At 61.9% G+C, this 21,362-nt stretch carries 19 protein-coding genes; 9 read left to right on the forward strand and 10 right to left on the reverse strand.

The window, feature by feature from the left end; translation table 11 throughout:
• Positions 1-34: 34 nt before the first annotated feature.
• The 3 genes from LB564_RS02205 (at position 35) to rimO (ending at position 2,783) form a co-directional block, all read left to right on the forward strand.
• On the forward strand, positions 35-442 hold the full coding sequence (locus tag LB564_RS02205; RefSeq protein WP_181173525.1) for a DUF930 domain-containing protein: 408 nt from the start codon (positions 35-37) through the stop codon (positions 440-442).
• Between the two features lie 184 nt (positions 443-626).
• Positions 627-1,313: a TerC family protein gene (locus tag LB564_RS02210; protein ID WP_140701202.1), complete on the forward strand. Its 687-nt coding sequence runs from the start codon at positions 627-629 to the stop codon at positions 1,311-1,313.
• A gap of 156 nt (positions 1,314-1,469) precedes the next feature.
• Positions 1,470-2,783: a 30S ribosomal protein S12 methylthiotransferase RimO gene (rimO, locus tag LB564_RS02215; RefSeq protein ID WP_224534630.1), complete on the forward strand. Its 1,314-nt coding sequence runs from the start codon at positions 1,470-1,472 to the stop codon at positions 2,781-2,783.
• A gap of 77 nt (positions 2,784-2,860) precedes the next feature.
• Here rimO and LB564_RS02220 read toward each other — a convergent pair whose 3' ends face one another.
• From LB564_RS02220 to LB564_RS02255, 8 genes are all read right to left on the reverse strand, one after another.
• Positions 2,861-3,928, reverse strand: a complete 1,068-nt coding sequence (locus LB564_RS02220) for a BMP family ABC transporter substrate-binding protein (RefSeq protein ID WP_140701204.1) — start codon at positions 3,926-3,928, stop codon at positions 2,861-2,863.
• 51 nt (positions 3,929-3,979) lie between these two features.
• The gene (locus tag LB564_RS02225; RefSeq protein WP_224534631.1) at positions 3,980-4,900 is read right to left on the reverse strand and encodes an ABC transporter permease; all 921 of its coding nucleotides are present in this window, start codon (positions 4,898-4,900) and stop codon (positions 3,980-3,982) included.
• On the reverse strand, positions 4,900-6,030 hold the full coding sequence (locus LB564_RS02230; RefSeq protein WP_140701208.1) for an ABC transporter permease: 1,131 nt from the start codon (positions 6,028-6,030) through the stop codon (positions 4,900-4,902). The genes LB564_RS02225 and LB564_RS02230 overlap by 1 nt, the downstream gene beginning before the upstream one ends.
• A complete protein-coding gene (locus tag LB564_RS02235; protein WP_224534632.1) occupies positions 6,027-7,604 on the reverse strand; it encodes an ABC transporter ATP-binding protein in 1,578 nt (525 codons plus the stop codon). The genes LB564_RS02230 and LB564_RS02235 overlap by 4 nt, the downstream gene beginning before the upstream one ends.
• A gap of 216 nt (positions 7,605-7,820) precedes the next feature.
• Positions 7,821-8,798, reverse strand: coding sequence for a quinone oxidoreductase family protein (locus tag LB564_RS02240; RefSeq protein ID WP_224534633.1), 978 nt, complete (start codon positions 8,796-8,798; stop codon positions 7,821-7,823).
• Positions 8,799-8,825: 27 nt separating this feature from the next.
• Entirely contained in the window at positions 8,826-9,644 is an 819-nt protein-coding gene (gene pcsA, locus LB564_RS02245; protein WP_224534634.1) for a phosphatidylcholine synthase, read from the reverse strand.
• Positions 9,641-10,255 carry a DUF1326 domain-containing protein gene (locus LB564_RS02250; RefSeq protein ID WP_140701216.1) on the reverse strand — a complete coding sequence of 205 codons (615 nt, stop codon included), beginning with the start codon at positions 10,253-10,255 and terminating at the stop codon, positions 9,641-9,643. The genes pcsA and LB564_RS02250 overlap by 4 nt, the downstream gene beginning before the upstream one ends.
• Positions 10,252-11,199 carry a DUF2182 domain-containing protein gene (locus LB564_RS02255; RefSeq protein ID WP_224534635.1) on the reverse strand — a complete coding sequence of 316 codons (948 nt, stop codon included), beginning with the start codon at positions 11,197-11,199 and terminating at the stop codon, positions 10,252-10,254. The genes LB564_RS02250 and LB564_RS02255 overlap by 4 nt, the downstream gene beginning before the upstream one ends.
• A gap of 70 nt (positions 11,200-11,269) precedes the next feature.
• Between LB564_RS02255 and LB564_RS02260 the strand changes: the two genes are divergently transcribed.
• Positions 11,270-12,481 (forward strand): UbiH/UbiF family hydroxylase, encoded by a 1,212-nt coding sequence (locus tag LB564_RS02260; protein ID WP_224534636.1) that lies wholly within the window; start codon positions 11,270-11,272, stop codon positions 12,479-12,481.
• Here LB564_RS02260 and LB564_RS02265 read toward each other — a convergent pair.
• Positions 12,458-13,420: an AEC family transporter gene (locus tag LB564_RS02265; protein ID WP_224534637.1), complete on the reverse strand. Its 963-nt coding sequence runs from the start codon at positions 13,418-13,420 to the stop codon at positions 12,458-12,460. The two genes, LB564_RS02260 and LB564_RS02265, sit on opposite strands and share 24 nt — an antisense overlap.
• Positions 13,421-13,546: 126 nt before the next feature.
• Between LB564_RS02265 and hspQ the strand changes: the two genes are divergently transcribed.
• Positions 13,547-13,870 (forward strand): heat shock protein HspQ, encoded by a 324-nt coding sequence (hspQ, locus tag LB564_RS02270; protein WP_027142695.1) that lies wholly within the window; start codon positions 13,547-13,549, stop codon positions 13,868-13,870.
• Between the two features lie 90 nt (positions 13,871-13,960).
• On the opposite strand, the gene LB564_RS02275 is transcribed toward hspQ, so the two are convergent.
• Entirely contained in the window at positions 13,961-14,590 is a 630-nt protein-coding gene (locus tag LB564_RS02275) for an invasion associated locus B family protein (RefSeq protein ID WP_015317881.1), read from the reverse strand.
• Positions 14,591-14,821: 231 nt separating this feature from the next.
• Here LB564_RS02275 and LB564_RS02280 point away from each other — a divergent pair, with 231 nt between their 5' ends.
• From LB564_RS02280 to mgtE, 4 genes are all read left to right on the forward strand, one after another.
• Positions 14,822-16,642 carry an extracellular solute-binding protein gene (locus LB564_RS02280; protein WP_224534638.1) on the forward strand — a complete coding sequence of 607 codons (1,821 nt, stop codon included), beginning with the start codon at positions 14,822-14,824 and terminating at the stop codon, positions 16,640-16,642.
• A gap of 16 nt (positions 16,643-16,658) precedes the next feature.
• The gene (locus LB564_RS02285; RefSeq protein WP_224534639.1) at positions 16,659-17,339 is read left to right on the forward strand and encodes a DsbA family oxidoreductase; all 681 of its coding nucleotides are present in this window, start codon (positions 16,659-16,661) and stop codon (positions 17,337-17,339) included.
• A 491-nt stretch (positions 17,340-17,830) separates the two neighbouring features.
• Complete coding sequence (locus LB564_RS02290; protein ID WP_224534640.1) at positions 17,831-19,723, forward strand: ABC transporter ATP-binding protein/permease; 1,893 nt, start codon at positions 17,831-17,833, stop codon at positions 19,721-19,723.
• Positions 19,724-19,994: 271 nt separating this feature from the next.
• Positions 19,995-21,359 (forward strand): magnesium transporter, encoded by a 1,365-nt coding sequence (gene mgtE / locus LB564_RS02295; RefSeq protein ID WP_224534643.1) that lies wholly within the window; start codon positions 19,995-19,997, stop codon positions 21,357-21,359.
• The last annotated feature ends 3 nt before the right edge of the window (positions 21,360-21,362 follow it).

The following is a 21,362-nucleotide window of genomic DNA, read 5'->3' on the forward strand; positions in this document are numbered from 1 at the left end:
AATCGCCCCCGTTGGTTGATTTTTCAGACAAAACATGCTGCTTGTCGCGCCCATGAAGACACTCTGCATGATGGCCATCGCGTCCCTGACGCTGGCTTTTCCGGCCAGTGCGATGGACAATGCCTTGCGCGCCGGACTGATGAAACTTGATCCGCAGACCCGCCTCGAGCAGCGTTGCGATGCCGAAATCCTGGACCGGATCACCCATGATGATCGCAAGTTCAAGGCTGACCGCGTCGTCGCCTACGCCTTCGCGACGCCTGAGATGAGCGCCGACGCGATCCGAAGCCCCGGTGCGGCGTTCCGCAGCAAGGGACAGTGGTACCGGCTGAAATTCAAATGCCAGACGGGGCCGGACCATATGGAAGTCCTGCAACTGCGCTACCGCATCGGCGATGAGATTCCGGAAGCCGACTGGGCGAAGTACAATCTCTACGATTAGTTTTTCGCAGGCCTGCGCCGACATTTGGCTTGCCGCCAGGGTTGTTGAAAATCTCCCGTAATTCCACTGCCACCAAAATGGTTTTCCGGCGTTGTCCGTAGCTGCGACTTGACGCCAGCGGACCCTGCCTTTAGGCCCGTTCGGACGATCGACGACGAACACTCCACGAAGGGCTTCCAGGTCGATGGAAATATTTACCGCCGCTGGCTTTTCGGCTCTCCTTCAGGTCATCGCCATCGACCTTGCGCTGGCGGGCGACAATGCCATCGTCATCGGCCTCGCCGCGGCTGGTCTGCCGGCCAGCCAACGCCAACGCGCCATTCTTGTCGGCATCGCGGCCGCCACGGTTCTCCGCATTTTCTTCGCCCTGATCACGCAATGGCTGCTGACCATCGGGCCGATGCTGCTTATCGGCGGCGGCCTGCTTCTGCTGTGGGTTTGCTGGAAGATGTGGCGCGAATTGCGTGTCAGCCACGACGACGAGCGCGATGCCACCGAGGCGCTGTCGAACGGCGACTTCAACAAGGATGGAGTCGTTGGCGGCAAGGGGCCAAGCAAGACCTTCTCACAGGCCGCCTGGCAGATCGTCATCGCCGACGTCTCGATGTCGCTCGACAATGTGCTCGCCGTGGCGGGCGCGGCGATGAACCATCCGACCGTGCTGATTGTCGGCCTGGCGCTGTCGATCGCGTTGATGGGCTTTGCCGCGTCGTTCGTCGCGCGCCTGCTGCACAAATACCGCTGGATTGCCTATATCGGCCTGGTGATCATCCTCTATGTCGCGGTCAAGATGCTGCTGGACGGGGCCGTACAGCAATTTCCCGAGCATTTCGCCTTCCTGTCACCGTGGTTCGGGTCCAGCGGACACTGAGATACTGGCTGGCGCGCGGGCTCCGTTTGCCTGATTGGGCAAGCCGTGCTATTGCGCCGCCCGAATTGAGCTCCTGCCAGGAGCCATGCAAACCGTTATATGTTGAGACTGCGAGCCGGATCTGTGTTCCGGTACGCGTCCATTGGAAAATCGCCCATGTCCGCCCCGCGCGTCAGCTTCGTCAGTCTCGGATGCCCCAAAGCCCTTGTCGATTCCGAGCGCATCATCACGCGTTTGCGGGCCGAGGGCTACGAGATCGCCCGCAAGCATGATGGCGCCGACCTCGTCGTCGTCAACACCTGTGGTTTCCTCGATTCCGCCCGCGACGAGTCGCTCAATGCCATTGGTTCCGCGCTTTCGGAAAATGGCAGGGTCATCGTCACCGGCTGCCTGGGCGCCGAGCCTGACGTGATCCGCGAGAAGCATCCCAATGTGCTGGCGATCACCGGGCCACAGGCCTACGAAAGCGTAATGGCAGCCGTGCATGAGGCGGCGCCTCCCTCGCACGATCCCTATATCGACCTCCTGCCACCGCAGGGCGTCAAGCTGACGCCGCGCCACTATGCCTATTTGAAGATTTCGGAAGGCTGCAACAACCGTTGCACCTTCTGCATCATTCCAGCCCTTCGCGGCGACCTCGTTTCACGGCCGGCGGCCGATGTGCTGCGCGAAGCCGAGAAACTGGCCAAGGCCGGCGTCAAGGAACTGCTCGTCATCTCGCAGGACACCAGCGCATACGGCATCGATATCAAGTACCAGACGTCGATGTTCGGCGACCGTGAAGTGCGGGCGAAGTTCCTCGATCTATCGGAGGAACTGGGCAAGCTCGGGATCTGGGTGCGCATGCACTATGTCTACCCCTACCCGCATGTCGCCGACGTCATCCCGCTGATGGCCGACGGCAAGATCCTCCCCTATCTCGACATCCCGTTCCAGCATGCCTCGCCGCAGGTGCTGAAGAACATGCGGCGTCCGGCGCATGGCGAAAAAACGCTTGAACGCATCCGCGGCTGGCGCGACGTGTGCCCCGATCTCGCCATCCGCTCGACCTTCATCGTCGGCTTCCCCGGCGAAACGGACGAGGATTTCGAGATGCTGCTCGACTGGCTGGACGAGGCGAAAATCGACCGTGCCGGCTGCTTCAAATACGAGCCGGTCAGGGGCGCCCGCTCCAACGATCTCGGGCTCGAGCAGGTGCCGCAGGAGGTCAAGGAAGCGCGCTGGCATCGCTTCATGCAGCGCCAGCAGAAGATTTCGGCGACGCAACTGGCCAGGAAGGTTGGCAAGCGCCTGCCGGTGCTGATCGACGAGGCGCATGGCACGTCGGCGAAGGGCCGCACCAAATATGACGCGCCGGAGATCGACGGCTCGGTTCACATCCAATCGCGCCGTCCGATGCGCGCCGGCGACATCGTCACCGTCAAGATCGAGCGCGCCGACGCCTACGACCTCTACGGCTCGGCTGTCTGAGCTGTCCGTCGATTCTCCAGGCAATGAAAAAGGGCGCCTCGCGGCGCCCTTTCCTATTCGGAATGTGAAGTGCCGCCTTACTGCGGCAGCTTGTCGTCGACGCCCTTGACGTAAAAATTCATGCCGAGCAGCGTGCCGTCATCGGCGACCTCGCCATCCTTCAGCCACGCCGAGCCGTCCTGCTTGGCGATCGGTCCGGTGAAGGGGTTCCAGCCGCCGGCGATCTTCTTTTCGGTGGCTTCGGCCATCGCCTTCACGTCGTCGGGCATGTTGGTGTAGGGCGCGAGCTTGACCGCGCCGTCCTTGATGCCAAGCCAGACATTGTCCGGCTTCCAGCTGCCGTCGATGGCGGCCTGTACGCGGCTGATGTAATACGGACCCCATTCGTCGGTCAGCGATGTCAGCTGCGCGTTCGGCGCGAACTTGATCATGTCGGACGACTGGCCGAAGCCGTGCAGCTTGCGCTCTTCGGCCACCTGCAGGGCAGCGGTCGAGTCGGTGTGCTGGACGATGATGTCGGCGCCCTGGTCGAACAGCGCCTTGGCGGCATCGGCTTCCTTGCCCGGATCGAACCACGAGTTCACCCAGACGATCTTGGCCTTGAAGTTCGGATTGATCGACTGCGCGCCGAGCATGAAGGAATTGATGCCCATCACCACTTCCGGGATCGGGAAGGAGACGATGTAACCGGCGACGCCGGACTTCGATTCCTTGGCGGCGATCTGGCCAAGCACGTAGCGGCCCTCATAGAAGCGCGCATTGTAGATGCCGAGATTGTCCCCCGTCTTGTAGCCGGTGGCATGCTCGAACATCACCTTGGGAAACTTCTTGGCGACCTTCACTTCGGCGTCCATGAAACCGAACGAGGTGCCGAAGATAATCTTGCAGCCTTCGCGCGCCAGGCGCTCGAAGGCACGGTCGGCGTCGGGGCCTTCGGAGACGTTCTCCAGATAGGCGGTCTCGACCTTGTCGCCGAGCGCCTTCTCGACTTCGAGCCGGCCCTGGTCATGCTGATAGGAGTAGCCGAAATCGCCGATCGGACCGGTATAGACCCAGCAGGCCTTCAACTTGTCGGCAGCCTCCGCGGACACCGCCAGCGACATTGCAGCGGTCGTGGTCATCAGGGCAATAAGCAGTTTTTTCATTGTGTTACCTCTCTGAGTTAAGCCTTGGAGCTTCCCGTCTTGTTCTTGTTGTCAACGATCCGGAACGAATGGCTGCCCCAGGGATGCCGGCGTGTTCATCATCGTCAGACGCTTGTTGCGCGAGATTAGAACGAGAACCACGACCGTTGCCAGATAGGGCAGAGAAGAAAGCATCTGCGAGGGCACCGGAATGCCAAAAGCCTGTGCATGGAGCTGGCCGATCCACACCGCGCCGAAGATGTAGGCGCCAGCCAGCACCCGCCATGGCCGCCACGACGCGAACACCACCAGCGCCAGCGCGATCCAGCCGCGTCCGGCGGACATGTTCTCGACCCACTGCGGCGTGTAGACCAGCGAAAGGTGGCCGCCGGCCAGACCAGCGCAGGCGCCGCCGAAGATCACCGCGAGGTAGCGGTAGCGGATGACCTTGATGCCGAGCGCGTGCGCCGATGTGTGGCTGTCGCCGATCGAGCGCAGGGTCAGCCCGGTACGCGTCTTGAACAGGAACCACATCACGGCTGATGTCAGCGCGATCGAGATGTAGAAGATAGGATCCTGGCCGAACAGCAGCTTGCCGATCACCGGAATGTCGGTCAGCACAGGAATGTCGAGGTTGGGCAATCTGACACCAGGCTGGCCGACGAAGCTCGTCCCGATCATGCCGGAGAGGCCGAGGCCGAGCAGCGTCAGCGACAGGCCGGTCGCCACCTGGTTGGTGGCTAGGGACAGGGTCATGACGGCAAACAACAGCGAGAACAGCGCTCCCATGGCGATTGCCGCCACAAGGCCGATCCAGGGCGAGCCGGTCAGATAGCCGGCTCCGAAGCCGCCGACGGCACCCATGATCATCATGCCTTCGACGCCCAGATTGAGCACGCCGGACCGCTCGACCACCAGTTCGCCGATCGCCGCGATCAACAGCGGTGTCGCCGCCGTGGCGATGGTCAGGAGGATGTTGACGGTGATGTCCATCAGCGGGCTTCCTTCAGCTTGGGCGCGGCCTCGAGCTTCGCGGCGGGTTCCTGTTTCGTCAGCGCCAGGCCGATCAACCGGATGCGGTAATGAATGAGCGTGTCGCAGCCGAGCACGAAGAACAGCAGCATCCCCTGGAACACCCTTGCCACCTTGTCGGAAATGCCGAGCGCGCTCTGCACGGCCTCGCCGCCGAGATAGGTCAGCGCCAGCACCAGACCGGCGCCGATGATGCCGAGCGGATTGAGGCGGCCGAGGAAGGCCACGATGATGGCGGTGAAGCCGTAGCCGGGCGAGATCACCGGCTGAAGCTGGCCGATGGCGCCGGAGACTTCCGAGATGCCGGCAAGACCGGCCAGCGCTCCCGACAGCAGGAAGGCGAAGAACACCATGCGGTTGAGGCCGAACCCGGCGAAGCGCCCTGCCCTTGGGCTGGAGCCCAGCACGCGGACCTCAAAACCCTTGAGCATGCGGCCCATCAGGATCCAGATCAGCACCGCGGCAACCAGGGCGAACACAAAACCCCAATTGGCGCGCCCGGCATCGGGCATCAGTTCCGGCAGCACGGCCGAATCGCCGAACTGGATCGTCTGCGGAAAGCCGTGTCCCTGCGGATCGCGCCAGGGGCCGCGTACCAACCAGTCGAGGAAGAGCTGTGCGACATAGACCAGCATCAGGCTGGTCAGGATCTCGTTGGTATTGAACCGCGTCTTGAGCAAGGCCGGGATCGCCGCATAGGCCGCGCCGCCGACCATGCCGAGCAGAAGCATCAGCGGCAGCACCAGCGGGCCTTCGAACTGTGGGAACAGCACCGGAATGGCCGAGCCGAATATGGCGCCGAAAATGAACTGGCCCTCGGCGCCGATGTTCCAGATGTTGGCCTTGTAGCAGACCGACAGGCCGACAGCGATCAGGATCAGCGGTGCTGCCTTGATGGCCAGCTCATGCAACTGCCAGACCTGGCTGATCGGCTCGATGAAATAGATCTTGAAGGCGTTGAGCGGATTGACGCCGAGCAGCGCGAACAGAATCGCGCCGGCGATGATGGTCAGCGCGAAGGCGATGAAGGGCGACAGCATCGAAAACAGCGCCGAGCGCTGCGGGCGTTTGACGAGTTCGAGGCGCATCATGCCGTCTCCAACGTATGTTCGGCGTGGCCAGGCTCGGCGCCGCCCATCAGCAAGCCGACCTTCTCGAAAGTCGCTTCGGCGATCGGCATCGGCCTGGACAATTCGCCATTGTGCATGACCGCGATCGCGTCGGATATCTCGAACAACTCGTCTAGATCCTGGCTGATCACCAGCACCGCCGATCCGCTGCGCGACAGTTCGATCAGCGCCTGGCGGATGTGGGCGGCGGCGCCAGCATCGACGCCCCATGTCGGCTGGTTCACCACCATGACGCTTGGCCGGCGGTCGAGCTCACGGCCGACGATGAACTTCTGCAGATTGCCGCCTGAAAGTGCTGCCGCTTCGGGATCCGGTGCGCTCTTGCGCACATCCATCGCCTCGATGATGCGTTGCGAGGCGGCGTAGACGGCGCCGCCCTTGACCATGCCGCCGGTGCCGACAAAAGCCTTGCCGTCCGTGGCATGGCGCGACAGCAGGAGGTTTTCGGAGAGTTTCATGCGTGGCGCGGCACCATGGCCGAGACGCTCTTCCGGGACGAAAGCGGCTCCCAGCAGGCGCCGCCCGGTGATGGTGAGGCCGCCGGCGTCCTTGCCGCGAATGCGCACCGAGGCGGCATCCTGCTGCAAAACCTCGCCCGAGACGGATTCGAAGAACTCGCCCTGGCCATTGCCGGCGACACCGGCAATGCCGATCACCTCGCCAGCGCGGACATTGAGGCTGATGTTCTTGAGCGGAATGGAAAACGGCGTTGCCGGCTTGCGATCGAGGCCTCGGATTTCGAGCAGCGGCTGCGCGGTCTCGATGCCCTCGACCGGCGCCCGCACCACGGCCTGCACCTCGCTGCCGACCATCATGCGGGCAAGCGAAGCGGCGGTCTCCTCGCGCGGGTTGCAGTGACCGACCACCTTGCCGTGCCGCAGCACCGTGGCGCGGTCGCAGATGCGTTTGACCTCTTCGAGCCGGTGCGAAATGTAGAGGATCGATTTGCCTTCCGCGCGCAGCCGCTCCAGCGTCTCGAACAGCTTGTCGGCTTCCTGCGGCGTCAGCACCGATGTCGGCTCGTCCAGGATGATGAGTTGCGGCGTCTGCAGCAGGCAGCGAATGATCTCGATACGCTGGCGCTCGCCGACCGACAGATCGCCGACCAGCGATTCCGGATCGAGCGGCAGGCCATAGCTGTAGGAAAGCGCCCTCGCCTTGGCCGCGATGCTGCTGATCGGGGAACCGTCGTCCAAGGAAAGCGCGATGTTCTCGGCGGCCGTCAGCGCCTCGAACAGCGAAAAATGCTGGAACACCATGCCGATGCCGAGCTTCTTGGCGACGCCGGGGCTGGTGATCCGCACCGCCTGGCCGTTCCAGAAAATCTCGCCGGAATTGGGTTCCAGCGAGCCGAACAGCATCTTGACCAGCGTCGATTTGCCGGCGCCATTCTCGCCTAGCAAAGCGTGGATTTCGCCTTTGGCTATGTTGAGGTCGACATGATCGCACGCTGTCAGCGTGCCGAATATCTTGGTCAGGCCACGAACCTCGAGCAGGTTCGCCCCATCATGATTTGCACTCACAGTGCCTCCCATCCGGATTGCCGGACATGTTCTGTGTTCCCGCAAGCATCGTATGCGCGGCCGGCTCTCATGCGAAAGCAGCACCCAACTTGAAAGAGCTTCAAGAATTTCAGCGGAAACTCAAGGGCAAAGATTAGTCCTCTTCGCACAAGGGCGTGGCACGCCACTTTTCCTGTGCAACCATGCCCGCGGTTGCGGCAGTGCGCTGAAAACCAAGGCAGACTTCCGTCAGGGAACCAGGATGGTCGTGCCTGTCGTTCTACGTCCCTCGAGATCCGCGTGCGCTTTGCCGGCGTCCTTCAGAGCATAGCGCTGATTGATCTTGATCTCGACGGCACCGCTGAGCACGACCTCGAACAGCGCCGCGGCGGACGCATCGAGATCCTCGCGTTTCGCATTGTAGACGAACAGCGTCGGCCTGGTGGCGAACAGCGAGCCCTTCTGCGCCAGCAGCGACATCGAGAATGGCGGAATCGGGCCGGAGGATTGGCCGAAGCTGACGAACATGCCGAGCGGCTTCAGGCAGTCGAGCGAGGCTGGAAATGTGTCGTTACCCACCGAATCGTAGACCACATCGCATTTCCTGCCACCGGTGATGGCGGCGACGCCGGCGACGAAATCCTGCTCCTTGTAGTTGATGACGTGGTCGAAGCCGTGGGCTTTGGCGAGCTCGATCTTGTCAGTCGAACTGGCGGTGCCGATGACGGTTGCTCCCAGATGCTTCGCCCATTGGCCCAGGATGAGCCCGACGCCACCGGCCGCGGCATGAAACAGGATGGTGTCGCCTGCCTTCACCTTGAAGGTCCGGCGCAGCAGATATTCCGCCGTCATGCCCTTCAGCATCATGGCGGCGGCCTGTTCGTCGCTGATGCCGTCCGGCACCTTGACGACCTTGCTGGCATCGATGACGCGCTCTTGCGCATAGGCGCCCGTCGTCACCGCATAGGCAATCCGGTCGTCCGGCTTCAGCCAGTCGACGCCCTGACCGACTTCCAGCACCACGCCGGCGGCTTCACTGCCGGGAATGAGCGGAAATCCGCCGGGCGGCGGATAGAGGCCCGAGCGATGATAGACATCGATGAAGTTGAGACCGATCGCGGTATGCCTGATCAGGATCTGCCCGGAACCCGGTTGGCCGGGATCGGCGTCCTCGTAGGTCAGGACTTCGGGGCCGCCATTGGCGTGGATGCGGATGGCTTTGGACATGGAGAGGATTCCTTGAAGAGAGGCTGATCAGGCCTTTTTGGCACCGAGGTTTGGAAAGAACTGCATGATGCCGCCAATGCAGGCCAAATAGAGCCCGGTGATGGTGATGCCGATCTTGGTGAAAGTGCCGACCTGCTCGCCCAGCACGCCGATCTGGTCGTAGAAGGCGGCGAGCGCCGCCTGCGCGAGCGCGAGCGCGCCGAAGGCGCACCACAATAGCGTCATGCCGAGATTGAGCGGCCGCAGCCGCACCACCCGCACCGGATGGATGAAGTTTATCGGGACGAACGTCAGAACGCCGGCCACCACCACCACCGCGAACGAAACCCATTGTCCCGGTTCGATGACGAACAGCGTGAACACTACCATGTTCCAGACCACGGGGAATCCCTTGAAGAAATTCTCCTTCGTCTTCATGCCGGTGTCGGCATAGTAGATCGCGCTGGAGACGACGATGATCGCCGCCGACAGGAACGACAGGCCCTCGCCCATGAAGCCGCGTTGATAGAGCGCGAAGGCCGGGATCAGCACGTAGGTCACATAGTCGATAATGTTGTCGAGGAGTTCGCCCGACCAGGTCGGCAGGATCTCCTTGACCTCCAGCTTTCGGGCGATCGGCCCGTCGATGCCATCGACGAACAGCGCCAGCCCGAGCCACCAGAACATGGCCGTCCAGCGCTCCTCGCTCGCCGCCACCAGCGACAGGAAAGCCAGGAACGAACCGGAGGCGGTCAGCAGATGCACCGAAAAGGCGCGCGCCTGCGGCCAGGTGACCTTCTTCTTCGGCCGTGGAATCCGCTCGGTGATCTTCCCGGCGATCTTGCGGGCCTTTGTGTTCTTGCTCACGGGCCCCGCCAATCCAGCTTGCATATCTCGGCCGAGCGGCCGGCGAAATTCCAGTTGCGGCCAAAGGCGCGCATCTTGCTCTTGTCGGACCGGGCCACGATGATCTCCGGCGCGATCCAATATTCGGAATTGGTGATTACCGTATCCTTCTCGCGGTCCTTGCCCGCGATTGGCGTGACCGCGCCGTCGATGATCTTCGGTATCTGGAAAATACGCGTCTTGTCCCGCGTCTCGTAGGTGATCGGCACCTGTTCTACACCCAGGAATTTGCCGACCAGGATCGACAGCAGCGATGTGGTCCCGCCGGCCTTGCCGGTGAAGATCTTGGTCAATGCCTTGACCGCGTAGATCGAGGCTCTGCTATCAATGAACAGGCCCGCGGTCCAGTTGCCGCGGCTCATGTAACCGGGGATTTCCATGATCAGCCCAAGATTGAGACCGGACAGGTCGACCTCACCGAAATGACCGGCGTCGATACGAAAACCCGCCCAGGTCTGGCAATAGCCCTCGGTCGGAGGGTGACTGCCGAGCGACAGCACGCAAGGGCAGAAAACCGTGCAATTGCAGGAGAGTACGAGCTCCCCTTTCATTGCCCAGCCCGGATCAGTCATCGAATTCCCCCCAGTCGCAGCGAGACTACTAGCAGCGCGGCTGCCCAGACAAGCAGTATCGCACCAGCCAGTCGGGTTGGAAGACTGCCCGTCGTCTGTTTTTCAATCAGGGTGAACACGCCGATCAGCGCCATCCAGAAGATGTTCATCACGCCCACGGCGAACATCACCAGCATCAATGCCCAACAGCATCCCAGACACCAGATACCTTGCGCGACGCCGAGCCGGAAGACACGGGTGGGTCGTGCGCTCCAGTTCGAAAACAGGATCGAGAACGGGTTCCGGCACTTCTTCAGGCAGGCGTCCTTGAGGCCGCTGAACTGGTAGAGGCCGGCAAGCAGCAAGGCGAGCGCACCGGCTACGCCAAGCACCGGATCGAACATCCCTCCGGAACCGGCCAATGCGTGCACGGCAAGTGTCAGTGCCGCAAACAGCATCGAGGCGGCGAACCAGACGCTGAGGTAGCCGGCAACCAGCACAAGCGGATGAACGACTGGCTCCCCCTTGATCCGCGCCGTATCGGCGATCTCGCAATAAGTGCGGATCATTGGCGCGGCGGACGGCAGCATCGCGGCGATTGCCATCAAAAACCACATCAGGGTGAGCGCCAGGGCGCGCGGACCGATGCTTCCACCCAGCGGCGCTGGTGAAAGGCAGAGTGCGAAGAACCCTTCGAGAACGGCCGGTAACGGCAGCTGCGGCAGGCCGCGCAGCAGAGTATCGCCGGGCGCCCCGCCCCAGGCTTCGGCGCCCCGAATCGCCATCGCGGCAAGCAGCAGCCAGGCCAGTGCTATGCCCGCACCAACGACGACATTGACCGTCAAGCGCGGGTTGCGGGCAATATCAGCCGTGGCGCGGCCGGCGCGGTCGAGATGGCTGAAGTCGTCCTGTTGGCCGGTCATGACACCCGAATGGGCCGAATCGCCGCGTTGATCAAGCCGCATGATCTGACCTATATGCTCAACGACTGGCAGGTCTGGTGGGCCGCCTCGCATCGCAAGCCGGAAGCCGATCTTGGAGCATCAGAAAACAGCGCGGATACTGATCGCCGGCACTGGGCCGGCGGGATTGATCGCCGCGCTCGCGTTCGCCGGCGCCGGGTTCCCGGTGACGCTTGTCGGCCCCGATGCTTTGGCCCCCGATGGCCGCACGACGGCGCTCATGAACCCTGCCCTCAAAGTGCTCGAGCGGCTTGATGTTCTCGAAGACATCAAGCCCAGGGCCGCCCCCTTGAAAATGATGCGCATCGTCGATGCGACCAGCCGGCTGATCCGCAGCCCCGTCGTCACCTTCCGCGCCAGTGAGATCGACGAGGACCAGTTTGGCCTGAACCTGCCCAACAGCGTCCTTGGCCCGGCGCTTGCCGGCAAGGTGGCCGCGCATTCCGGGATCGAATGGCGCAGATCGATAGTGAAGGCCTGGCATCTCGGCGCCGACAGCGCCCATGCCGACCTCGCCGACGGCAGCGAGGTCAGCGCATCGCTCGCGGTCGCCGCCGATGGACGCCAGTCGCCGGCCCGCGAGGCGGCGGGCATTTCGACCGCCTCGCGCTGCTACCCACAGGCAGCGCTGGTGCTCAATTTCCATCATAGCCGCGACCATGCCTTCATCTCGACGGAGTTCCACACCGAGACCGGCCCGTTCACGCAGGTTCCGCTGCCCGGAAATCGCTCGAGCCTCGTCTGGGTGGTGAAGCCCGAGACCGCCAATGAACTCGCCGCATTGGACGATGCAACGCTTTCGCTTCGGGTCGAGAATCAAATGCAATCGATGCTCGGTCGGGTCTCGGTCGAGCCAGGCCGCCAAATCTATCCGCTTTCGACCGCCACCCCCCTTCGGTTCGCGCGCGAACGGGTGGCGCTTGTTGGCGAGGCGGCCCATGTCTTCCCGCCGATCGGGGCGCAAGGTCTCAACCTTGGCATCAGGGACATCGACGATCTGGTTGGAATCGCAGCCGAGAATCGCGAAGATCCCGGCGCCACGAAAGCGCTTGCAGCCTACGATTTCAAACGCCGGCCAGATATTCTGGCGCGCAGCACCGCCGTCAATCTGCTCAACATGTCGCTTCTTTCCGACATGCTGCCGGCGCAGATGGCACGCGGCGCTGGCCTCGGCGTGCTTGGCGGCTTTGCGCCGCTACGCGCATTCTTCATGCGGGAAGGACTTCGTCCCGGCAGCGGCTTTGCCGCACTTGGCGGCGGTCTAGGGAAACAGGTCCGGCGCTAGCACGCCGTGGCGGATCAGATAAAGCAGTCCTGTCACCGTCGCCACCGAGAGGCAGGTCGTGATCAATATGCTCGCGGAGGCGCGCTGCACCCAGACGCCATATTGCTGGGCAATGACGAAGACATTGGTTGCGGTCGGCAACGCCGCCAGAAGCACCGCCGAAAACACCCAGGTCCCGGAGAAATTGCCGATCCAACTCAACATTACATAGCACAGCAGCGGATGCAGGATCAGTTTCAGCACCGCGATCGCACCCACCTCATGCGGCACCCGGTTGAGGGGCCTTAGCGCAAGCGTAACGCCCATGGCGAACAGCGCGCAAGGTGCGGCGGCCCGGGAAAGATATTCCAGGAACCGATCCGCCGCCACGGGCGGCCTGAAGCCGATATAGGCGGCGCCGACGCCGAGCGCGGTCGCGATGATGAACGGATGCAGCACAATCTTGCGCAAGACGCCCAGCACAAGCCTGGACGGAGCCGTCTCTTCGGCGCCCGACAGCGCCATCATCATCGGTGCGACGGCAAAATGCATGATGTTTTCGAAGCAGAATATCAGGGCGACCGGCACGGCCGCCTCTTCGCCGAAAGCCAGCAGCGCCAACCCGGGACCCATATAGCCGATGTTGCCATAGGCCGCCGCCAGCGCCTTGATGGTCGACTGCGCGATCTCGCCGCGCGACAGCAGGACGGATCCCACGAACATCAACGAGAATATCAGATAGGTCGAAACGACCGAGCCGAAAATGAAACGCCACTCCGTCAAATTTTCGAACGGCGTCTTGGCAAGCAGTTGGAAGAACAGCGCCGGCAGCGCGACATAAACGATGAAGGTGTTCATCCAGCCGAGCGCTTCCAGCGGCTGCCTGGTGATGCGCGCAACCAGGAAACCCACGAAAATCAGGCCGAAGAACGGAAGAACAAGACCGACGACGTCAGACATTTGAACGCTTGGCTAGAAACCTTCATACGGGGCTAGCCCGTAGCTTAAAGGCGCGTCAAGCGTGCCGGGATTGAATTGACTCGGAGTCTGCGCCAGATAAAGCCAAGGAATTCAGTGGTGAGTACGATGAAAACGGCCAAATTCGCGATCGGACAGGTGGTTCGCCACCGGTTGTTTCCATTCCGAGGCATTATTTTCGACGTCGATCCGCAATTCGCCAACACCGACGAATGGTACGAGGCCATTCCAGCCGACGTGCGGCCGCGCAAGGACCAGCCGTTCTATCATCTGCTCGCCGAGAATTCGGAGACCGAATACATCGCCTACGTGTCCGAGCAGAATCTGCTCGAGGACCAGTCGGGGGAGCCGGTCCGCCACCCGCAGATCAAGGAGATGTTCGACAAGAAGCCGGATGGGCGCTACGCGCCGAAACGGCAATCCAGGCACTGACCGCCCGAGACATGCGGCATTCCGGGAACGAAAAAAGCGGGGCAAAGGACCCCGCTTTTTCTTGGCTTGAAATGACCCGGTGACGGACGATCAGTTGGCGGTCTTCGCCTTGTCCTGCTCGTCCTTGAGCTTCTTGGCGAAGTCCTGGTTGTTCTTGGCGACGAAGTCTTGCAGCTTCTTCTGCCGGTCCTCGATATCCGACTGCTGCAGCGGCGGGCCGTCATAGGCGCCGCTAAAGCCCTGCAGCGCGATCTTGATCGGGTTGGCCTGGTTCTGGAAGTTGATTGAGGTCAGCGTGATGCCCTGACCCTTCTTGAACGAGGCGACGAGCTGGTCGGTCAGCGGCACTTCCGCCACGCAACGATCCGGGAAGCAGATGACATAGTCGAGCTTCTGGGCTTTGCCGGTGTCGATCTGCAGTCCGATGCCGGGAGGCACGAGGCGGCCGGTCGGGACGGTCACCTGGAACACTTTGCGGTTCACCTTGCCCTTGAGCTCGATCAGGCTGACGCCAGTGACGAGCTGGCCGTTGCCAGCGGTGACGATGTTCTGGACGTTGCAGATGTCGACGTCTTCCTGCTTGGTGCAGGCCTTGAACCAGCCCTGTGGAATCTGCGGCTGCTGCTGGGCGGAAGCCGAAGGCAGGCCCGCGCCGAGGAAGCCGACCACGCCCGCGGCCATGACCGACAGGCGGTACGCATTGCTGTTCAGGCTCGTCATGTCGTGCACTTCCTCTCAATGATCCCGGGACCGGCTTCTTCGTGCCCTGTGGTCCAGCTACCTGTTGCCGAAATGAGGCAACAGAATGACTTCGGACGGCGTGTTACACTGCAAGCTGGATCGAATCCAGCCCGGTATCTGCGATTCTTGGCAACGACATTGGCGGGCGCGCGGTTGGCTCATGCTACGGTGCGCACCGAATCATCAAGCCGACCTGTGAAGGAGACGGTCATGGGCCGCGTTCTTGTTTGGCTGATCGCCGCATTATCGCTTTTCACCCTTTCGCCGCCGCCAGCTATGTCGGAACCGAAGCACGCTATTGCCATGCAGGGCGAACCGGCACTGCCACCCGACTATACCCACTTCGACTATGTCAATCCCGATGCGCCGAAAGGTGGCAACATCACCTATTGCGTGGTCGGCAGCTTCGACAATCTCAATCCGTTCATCCTGAAGAGCCTGCGCACCACCGCGCGCGGCATGATGGATCTGACCTACGGCAACCTCGTTTTCGAGCCGCTGATGCAGCGCAATTACGACGAGGCCTTCAGTCTCTATGGCCTGCTCGCCGACAGCGCCGATATGGATCCTGAGCGCAAGTCGATCGAATTCCACCTCAATCCCAATGCGAAATGGTCCGACGGCGAGCCGGTGACGCCGGAGGACGTGCTGTTCACCTACGATGTCTATACCGACAAGGGGCGCCCGCCCTACAGCGCACGCATGAGCCTGATCTCCAAGCTTGAAAAGACCGGCGATCACAGCGTGCGCTTCACCTTCAACGACAAGGCCAATCGTGAAACGCCCCTGATCATCGCGCTGACGCCGATCCTGCCGGAACATGCCTTCAACAAGGAGACTTTCGACAAGACAACGCTGAAGCCGCTGATCGGCAGCGGACCTTATACAATTGCCCAGGTGGCACCCGGTCAGCGCATCGTGTTCAAGCGCAATCCCGATTATTGGGGCAAGGATGTTCCAGCCAAGCGCGGCTTCGACAACTATGACCAGATCACCATCGAGTATTTTCTCAACGCCAACGCCAAGCTCGAGGCCTTCAAGAAAGGCCTCTGCGCCATCGACGACGACAGCGATCCGGTCAAGCGCGAGCGCGACCTCGATTTCCCGGCCTTCCACAGGGGTGAGGTGATTGCCGAAACCTTCGACACCGGCATTCCGCCCGTCGTGACCGGGTTCCTGTTCAATACGAGGTTGCAGAAGTTCTCCAACCCGACGGTGCGGCGTGCACTCGGCATGCTCTACGACTTCGAATGGGCCAACAAGAATCTGTTCGGCGGCAAATACGCGCGCGCGATGAGTTATTGGCAGAATTCCGAGCTCTCCGCGCTTGGCCACCCGGCCGACGACAGGGAAAAGGCACTTCTGGCCCCTTACCCCGGCCGCGTACCGGCCGATGTCATGGACGGTACATACCGCCCGCCTGTCACCGATGGTTCGGGGCAGGATCGCAAGGTGTTGAAAGCTGCCTTCGATCTGCTGAAAAGCATCGGCTATCACGTCAAGGACGGGACGATGCTCGATCCGAACGGGCAACCCTTCGGTTTCGAGATTCTGGTCGCCTCTCAGGATGAGGAGCGCCTCGCCGGCATCTATCAGCGAACACTGGAGAAGATCGGCATCGATGTTACCATTCGCAGCCTTGACGGCGACCAGATCCAGTCCCGCAAGCAGCGCTTCGATTTCGAGGCTCTGATCGGATCGAGCGGCTTCAACAACTCGCTGTCGCCGGGCTTCGAACAGCTCGGACGCTGGGGATCCGAGGCGGCCAAGGCCGAAGGTTCCTTCAATCTCGCCGGGGTCGCGGATCCGGCGGTTGATGCGGCTATCGAGGCGATGTTGCGCGCTCGTTCGAAGGAAGACTACGTCGCTGCCGTCAGGGTCCTCGACCGCCTGCTGATCTCCGGCAACTACATGGTGCCGACCCAGTACAACACACAGCAATGGATCGCCTACTGGAGCTACTTGGAACATCCGAAGAAGACGCCCATATTCGGCTACCAACTGCCTACCTGGTGGCGCAAGACCAATTGAAGGGTCAGAGATCGATATGAGCGAATCGAACGCCATTACCGTCGATGTGGTGTCCGACGTCGTCTGCCCTTGGTGCTTCATCGGTCAGAAGCGGCTGGACAAGGCGGTCGCCGCGGCCGCGGATGTCGAGGTGCATATACGCTGGCGGCCGTTCCAGCTTGATCCGACCATTCCGCGGCAAGGCAAGGACCGCCGCGAATACATGCTGGCCAAGTTCGGCAGCGACGAGCGCATTCGCGAAATTCATGCCCGCATCGAACCGCTTGGCGAGGCCGAGGGCATCTCCTTCGCCTTCGATGCCATAAAGGTGGCGCCGAACACGCTCGACGCGCATCGTCTGATCCGCTGGGCCGGTGCCGCCGGCGAGGATGTTCAGAACCGGCTGGTGCGCCGCCTGTTCCAGTTGAATTTCGAGGAAGGCGCCAATATCGGCGACCACACCGTGCTGGTCGAAGCCGCCCGCGAGGCCGGCATGGACGCCTCGGTTGTCGCCACGCTCCTGCCGAGCGACGCCGACGTCGAGGCGGTTGGCACGGAAATCGCCACCGCTTCGCGCATGGGCATCACGGGCGTGCCGTGCTTTTTGCTTGAAGGCAAATATGCCGTGATGGGTGCACAGGACGTCGACACGCTGGCCGACGCGATCCGTCAGGTCGCGGCAGCCAAGGCGCGTGGCGAGTTGGAAACGGCCGGCTGAGGCCAGCCATCTCGCAGCGATAGCATGGCCTGGCGTTGCCTGAGAAACCGGGCTCCCGGCCGCCATGAATCGGACATCAAGGAAGGCGTTGTTCGGGAATTCTGGTCGGTTCCCGACGAGAAAATTGTCCCGCCAACAGGATTTTTGATTCACAAAACCGTGTGCGGAGCTTCCCTTGGGGAAGATGTTTCGCAGTCACGCTATCCATGCGTAAGTAATTGAAATAATTATATAGTTTCTAACTGTTGCTAGTCGTTCGATTGGCAATTCAATCCTCGATATGTTGCCTCAGGGCAACGGCTGCGGACGCAATCCCGTCTGCCCGCTTTAAAAATTAATGGAAAATGATCAATTGGTGTTACCATCCGTAACAAAACAAAAAAGGTTTGGGCGGGATCGTGATTCGGATCGGCAGACGATCGCAAGAGTCAGTACCGGATGGACTACACCGCGACGCCGCGGGGCAGTCGCACCTGACACCGGTATCCTCGATGCGCAATTTCTGGGGGCTCGTGCGAGCCTACTGGGTTTCGGACCGCTGGAAGGAAGCCTGGACGCTGACGCTGGTGATCGCGCTGCTCACCGCGCTGTCCAGCAAGGCAAGCGTGTGGTTCGCCATGGCTTCGGGCGAATTGGTAAATTCCATCGCCTTCCTGCACGACGCCGCCAACACTCGCCCGCTTGAGACAATCCTGACCAACGCCGGCATATTGGTGCTGCTGGTCCTGCTCAAGGACGCCGGCTTTACCGGTATACGCAATCTTGTCTCGGCAACCTTGCACCGCAAATGGCGTGGTTGGCTGAACGACCAATTCAACCAGGCTTTGCTCGACGGCAACCATACACATTTTCACGCCCAGCATGGATCCGTGGACGGCGGCATCGTTGCGCCCGACAATGTTGACCAACGCATCCAGGAATCGATCAAGGACATGACCGGCGGCGCGATCGGGCTCGCCATGGGCGTGCTGGGTCTCGCGACATCGCTCTACTTTATCGGCCAGAACCTGCTGCAGTCGTCGGTCGAGGTCAAAGGTCTGGAGTTCCTTGGCAGCTATGGCAGCGCTGTTCTCGCCCTTCTCGCGGTTGCCATCTACGTTCCCCTCAACACCTGGATCGCCGTCAAGCTCGGCAGCCTGCTGGAACGTCTCAATATTCGCATGCAGAAGGCCGAGGGAAGCTATCGCAGCGAACTGACGACGTTCCTGCGCCGCAGCTTCCATGTCGCCGCCTCGCATGGCGAGGGCGTGCAGAAGAGGATGCACGACCGGCTCTATGTCGACATCGATCACACCTGGGGGCGGCTGAATGTCGTCAACACCAGCTACATGTCGTTCGAGCTGATCTACAATTTCGTCGGCGCCCGTATTGTCGCCTATGCTCCAGGCCTGGTGCCGTTCATCCACAGCCGCCTGGACTATAAAGGCTACATCACCGGCTCCGAAATGGTCGCCCAGCTCATCAGCCAGTGTTCTTGGTTCATCCATGTGATGCCCGCCATCGCCACGCTGCGCGCCAACAGCCAGCGTGTGACGGAGCTCGCCAACGCGATCGAGAACGTCCAGCACCCGCAGGAGTTCTACAGCCAGAGCGGCCGCTCCGATTTCCAATACGCCAGTCAGAATCCGGTGTTCGGCCTGACCATCCAGAAGCTGGAGTTGGCACATCAGGGCGAGGATGCGACGCCGTTCCTCAGTTCGGCCAATCTGCGCTTCCGGCGCGGTGAATGGACCTTCCTGAAAGGCGAATCCGGTTGCGGCAAGACCTCGCTGATCAAGGCGATCAACGGCCTGTGGCCCTATGGCCGCGGCACCATCGTCTTCCCCGAAGGCGTGAACAGTTTTTATGCCGCCCAGGAGGTCAAGCTGCCGCAGGTGTCGCTGAAACAGCTGGTCTGCCTGCCCGGCTCCGAAGGCGAACATGGCGATGCCCAGGTCGCGGCCGCGCTGCACAAGGCCGGCCTCGGCGATCTCATCGAACACATGGCCAATGAAAGCCGCGAAGGTAAGAGCTGGGATCAGGTTCTGTCGGGTGGCCAGAAGCAGAAGCTGGTGGTGGCTCGTATCATCCTGCAGCAACCGGGGTTGCTGTTCCTCGACGAAGCGACCGGCGCTCTCGACCCTGACGGCAAGATTGCCTTCCATCAGGCCATCAAGGACAATTGCCCCGATGTCACCGTTATCAGCGTCATGCACGAAGCCGTGGCGCCGAGATCGGCTGCCGGGACCGAGTTCTACCACTCGATGGTCCTGATCGCCGACGGCGTCGCCACCAAGAAGCCGCTTGCCCCGACCCTGCCCCTCGAACTCACCACGATTCTGGCTCAGCCCAGGCTGATCGAGGACAAATGGACGCGTTTCTCACGCCGGCTGAAGCAGAAATAACGCTGATGGCACCGGGACATGCCGCGTCAAGCGGCGGACGCTGATCACAGTCTCGCGATCAGTTCGTTCGGCACTGTTTTCCTTCCTCATAGCGATTGACTCGGCAAGGCGCGCTCCTATGTTGCGCCGGCTTGCAGCCATTCAAAAAGCGAACCCGCAAGCAGAAAGGTCACCGCGCCATGCCTGGCGACAGTCACAGTCGAACGCAACCGCCGTCCGCCTAGACGTGACCTGACTGGTTCATGTCCTGCCGGACGGCAAGGAGTGAACCATGAACGAATTTTTCCCCGTAGCGGACGACGAGGCCGTCGCCATCGCCCGCATCCTTGCCAACGACCACGTCGCCGACGTTGTCGAGGCGCTCAATCATGAATCGCGTGAAACCGCGACGGAGCTGCTTTGCGCCGTACCTTTCGAGCGGCTGGTCGAGATTTTCGACCAGCCGGAACTGGAAGGCGCATCCGAACTGGCGGAGGCCCTGCCCCGCGCCAAGGCGAGCAAGCTCATCACCGCCATGTCCGTCGACCGCGCGGCCGATATCCTGCGCGAGCTCGACGAGCCGGCACGCTCCGAGCTGCTCGGCGCATTGGCCCCGCCGCTGCGCGCGACGCTGCTTTCCATTCTGGGCTATCCCGAAGGCAGCGCCGCCTCGATCATGACGACGGAGTTCGTCAGCGTTCCCTCGGACTGGACCGTCGGACGTACGCTCGACTACATCCGCAAGGTCGAGCGGACGCGTGAGACCGTCTATGCGATCTACATCGTCGATCCGCAAACACACCTCCTGGTGCGCTCGACCGGCTTGCGCCGGCTCATCACCGGTGAGCCGGACGACCCGATCCTGTCCGTGGCGCCCGACCACGTGCCGGTGACGGTCACCCCGCTGACCGATCGCGAGACCCTGGCGCAGACGATCTCCAAATACGATCTGCTCGCCGTCCCGGTCGTCGACCACGGCAAGATCCTCGGCATCGTCACCATCGACGACATCATCGACACGATGATCGAGGAGACGACGGAAGACGTGCATCGCTTCGGCGGCATGGAGGCCCTTGACGAGCCATATATGAAGATGAGCTTCCTCGCCATGATCAAGAAGCGTGGCGGCTGGCTCTGCGCGCTGTTCATCAGCGAAATGCTGACGGCCAATGCGATGCAAAGCTATGAGGGCGAGCTGGAGAAAGCGATCGTGCTGACGCTGTTCATCCCGCTGATCATGAGCTCCGGCGGCAATTCAGGCTCACAGGCGACGTCGCTGGTCATCCGCGCGCTGGCGTTGCGCGAGATCGGGCTTCGCGACTGGTGGCGGGTGGCCTTGCGTGAACTGCCGACCGGTCTCGTGCTCGGCGCCATGCTCGGCGTGGTCGGCGTCTGCCGCATCGCGCTCTGGCAGTATATGGGCTTTTATGACTATGGCCCGCACTGGCCGCTGATTGCCGCGACGGTTGGTGCCGCGCTGGTCGGCATCGTCACCTTCGGCTCGCTATCGGGGTCGATGCTGCCTTTCGCCCTGAAACGGATCGGTTTCGATCCGGCCAGCGCGTCGGCGCCGTTCGTGGCCACGCTTGTCGATGTCACCGGGCTGGTGATCTATTTCTCGGTGGCGCTGGTCATCCTGCGCGGAACGCTACTGTAACGA

The organism is Mesorhizobium sp. ES1-6, from assembly GCF_020164775.1.
In the GTDB taxonomy this organism is placed as follows: domain Bacteria; phylum Pseudomonadota; class Alphaproteobacteria; order Rhizobiales; family Rhizobiaceae; genus Mesorhizobium.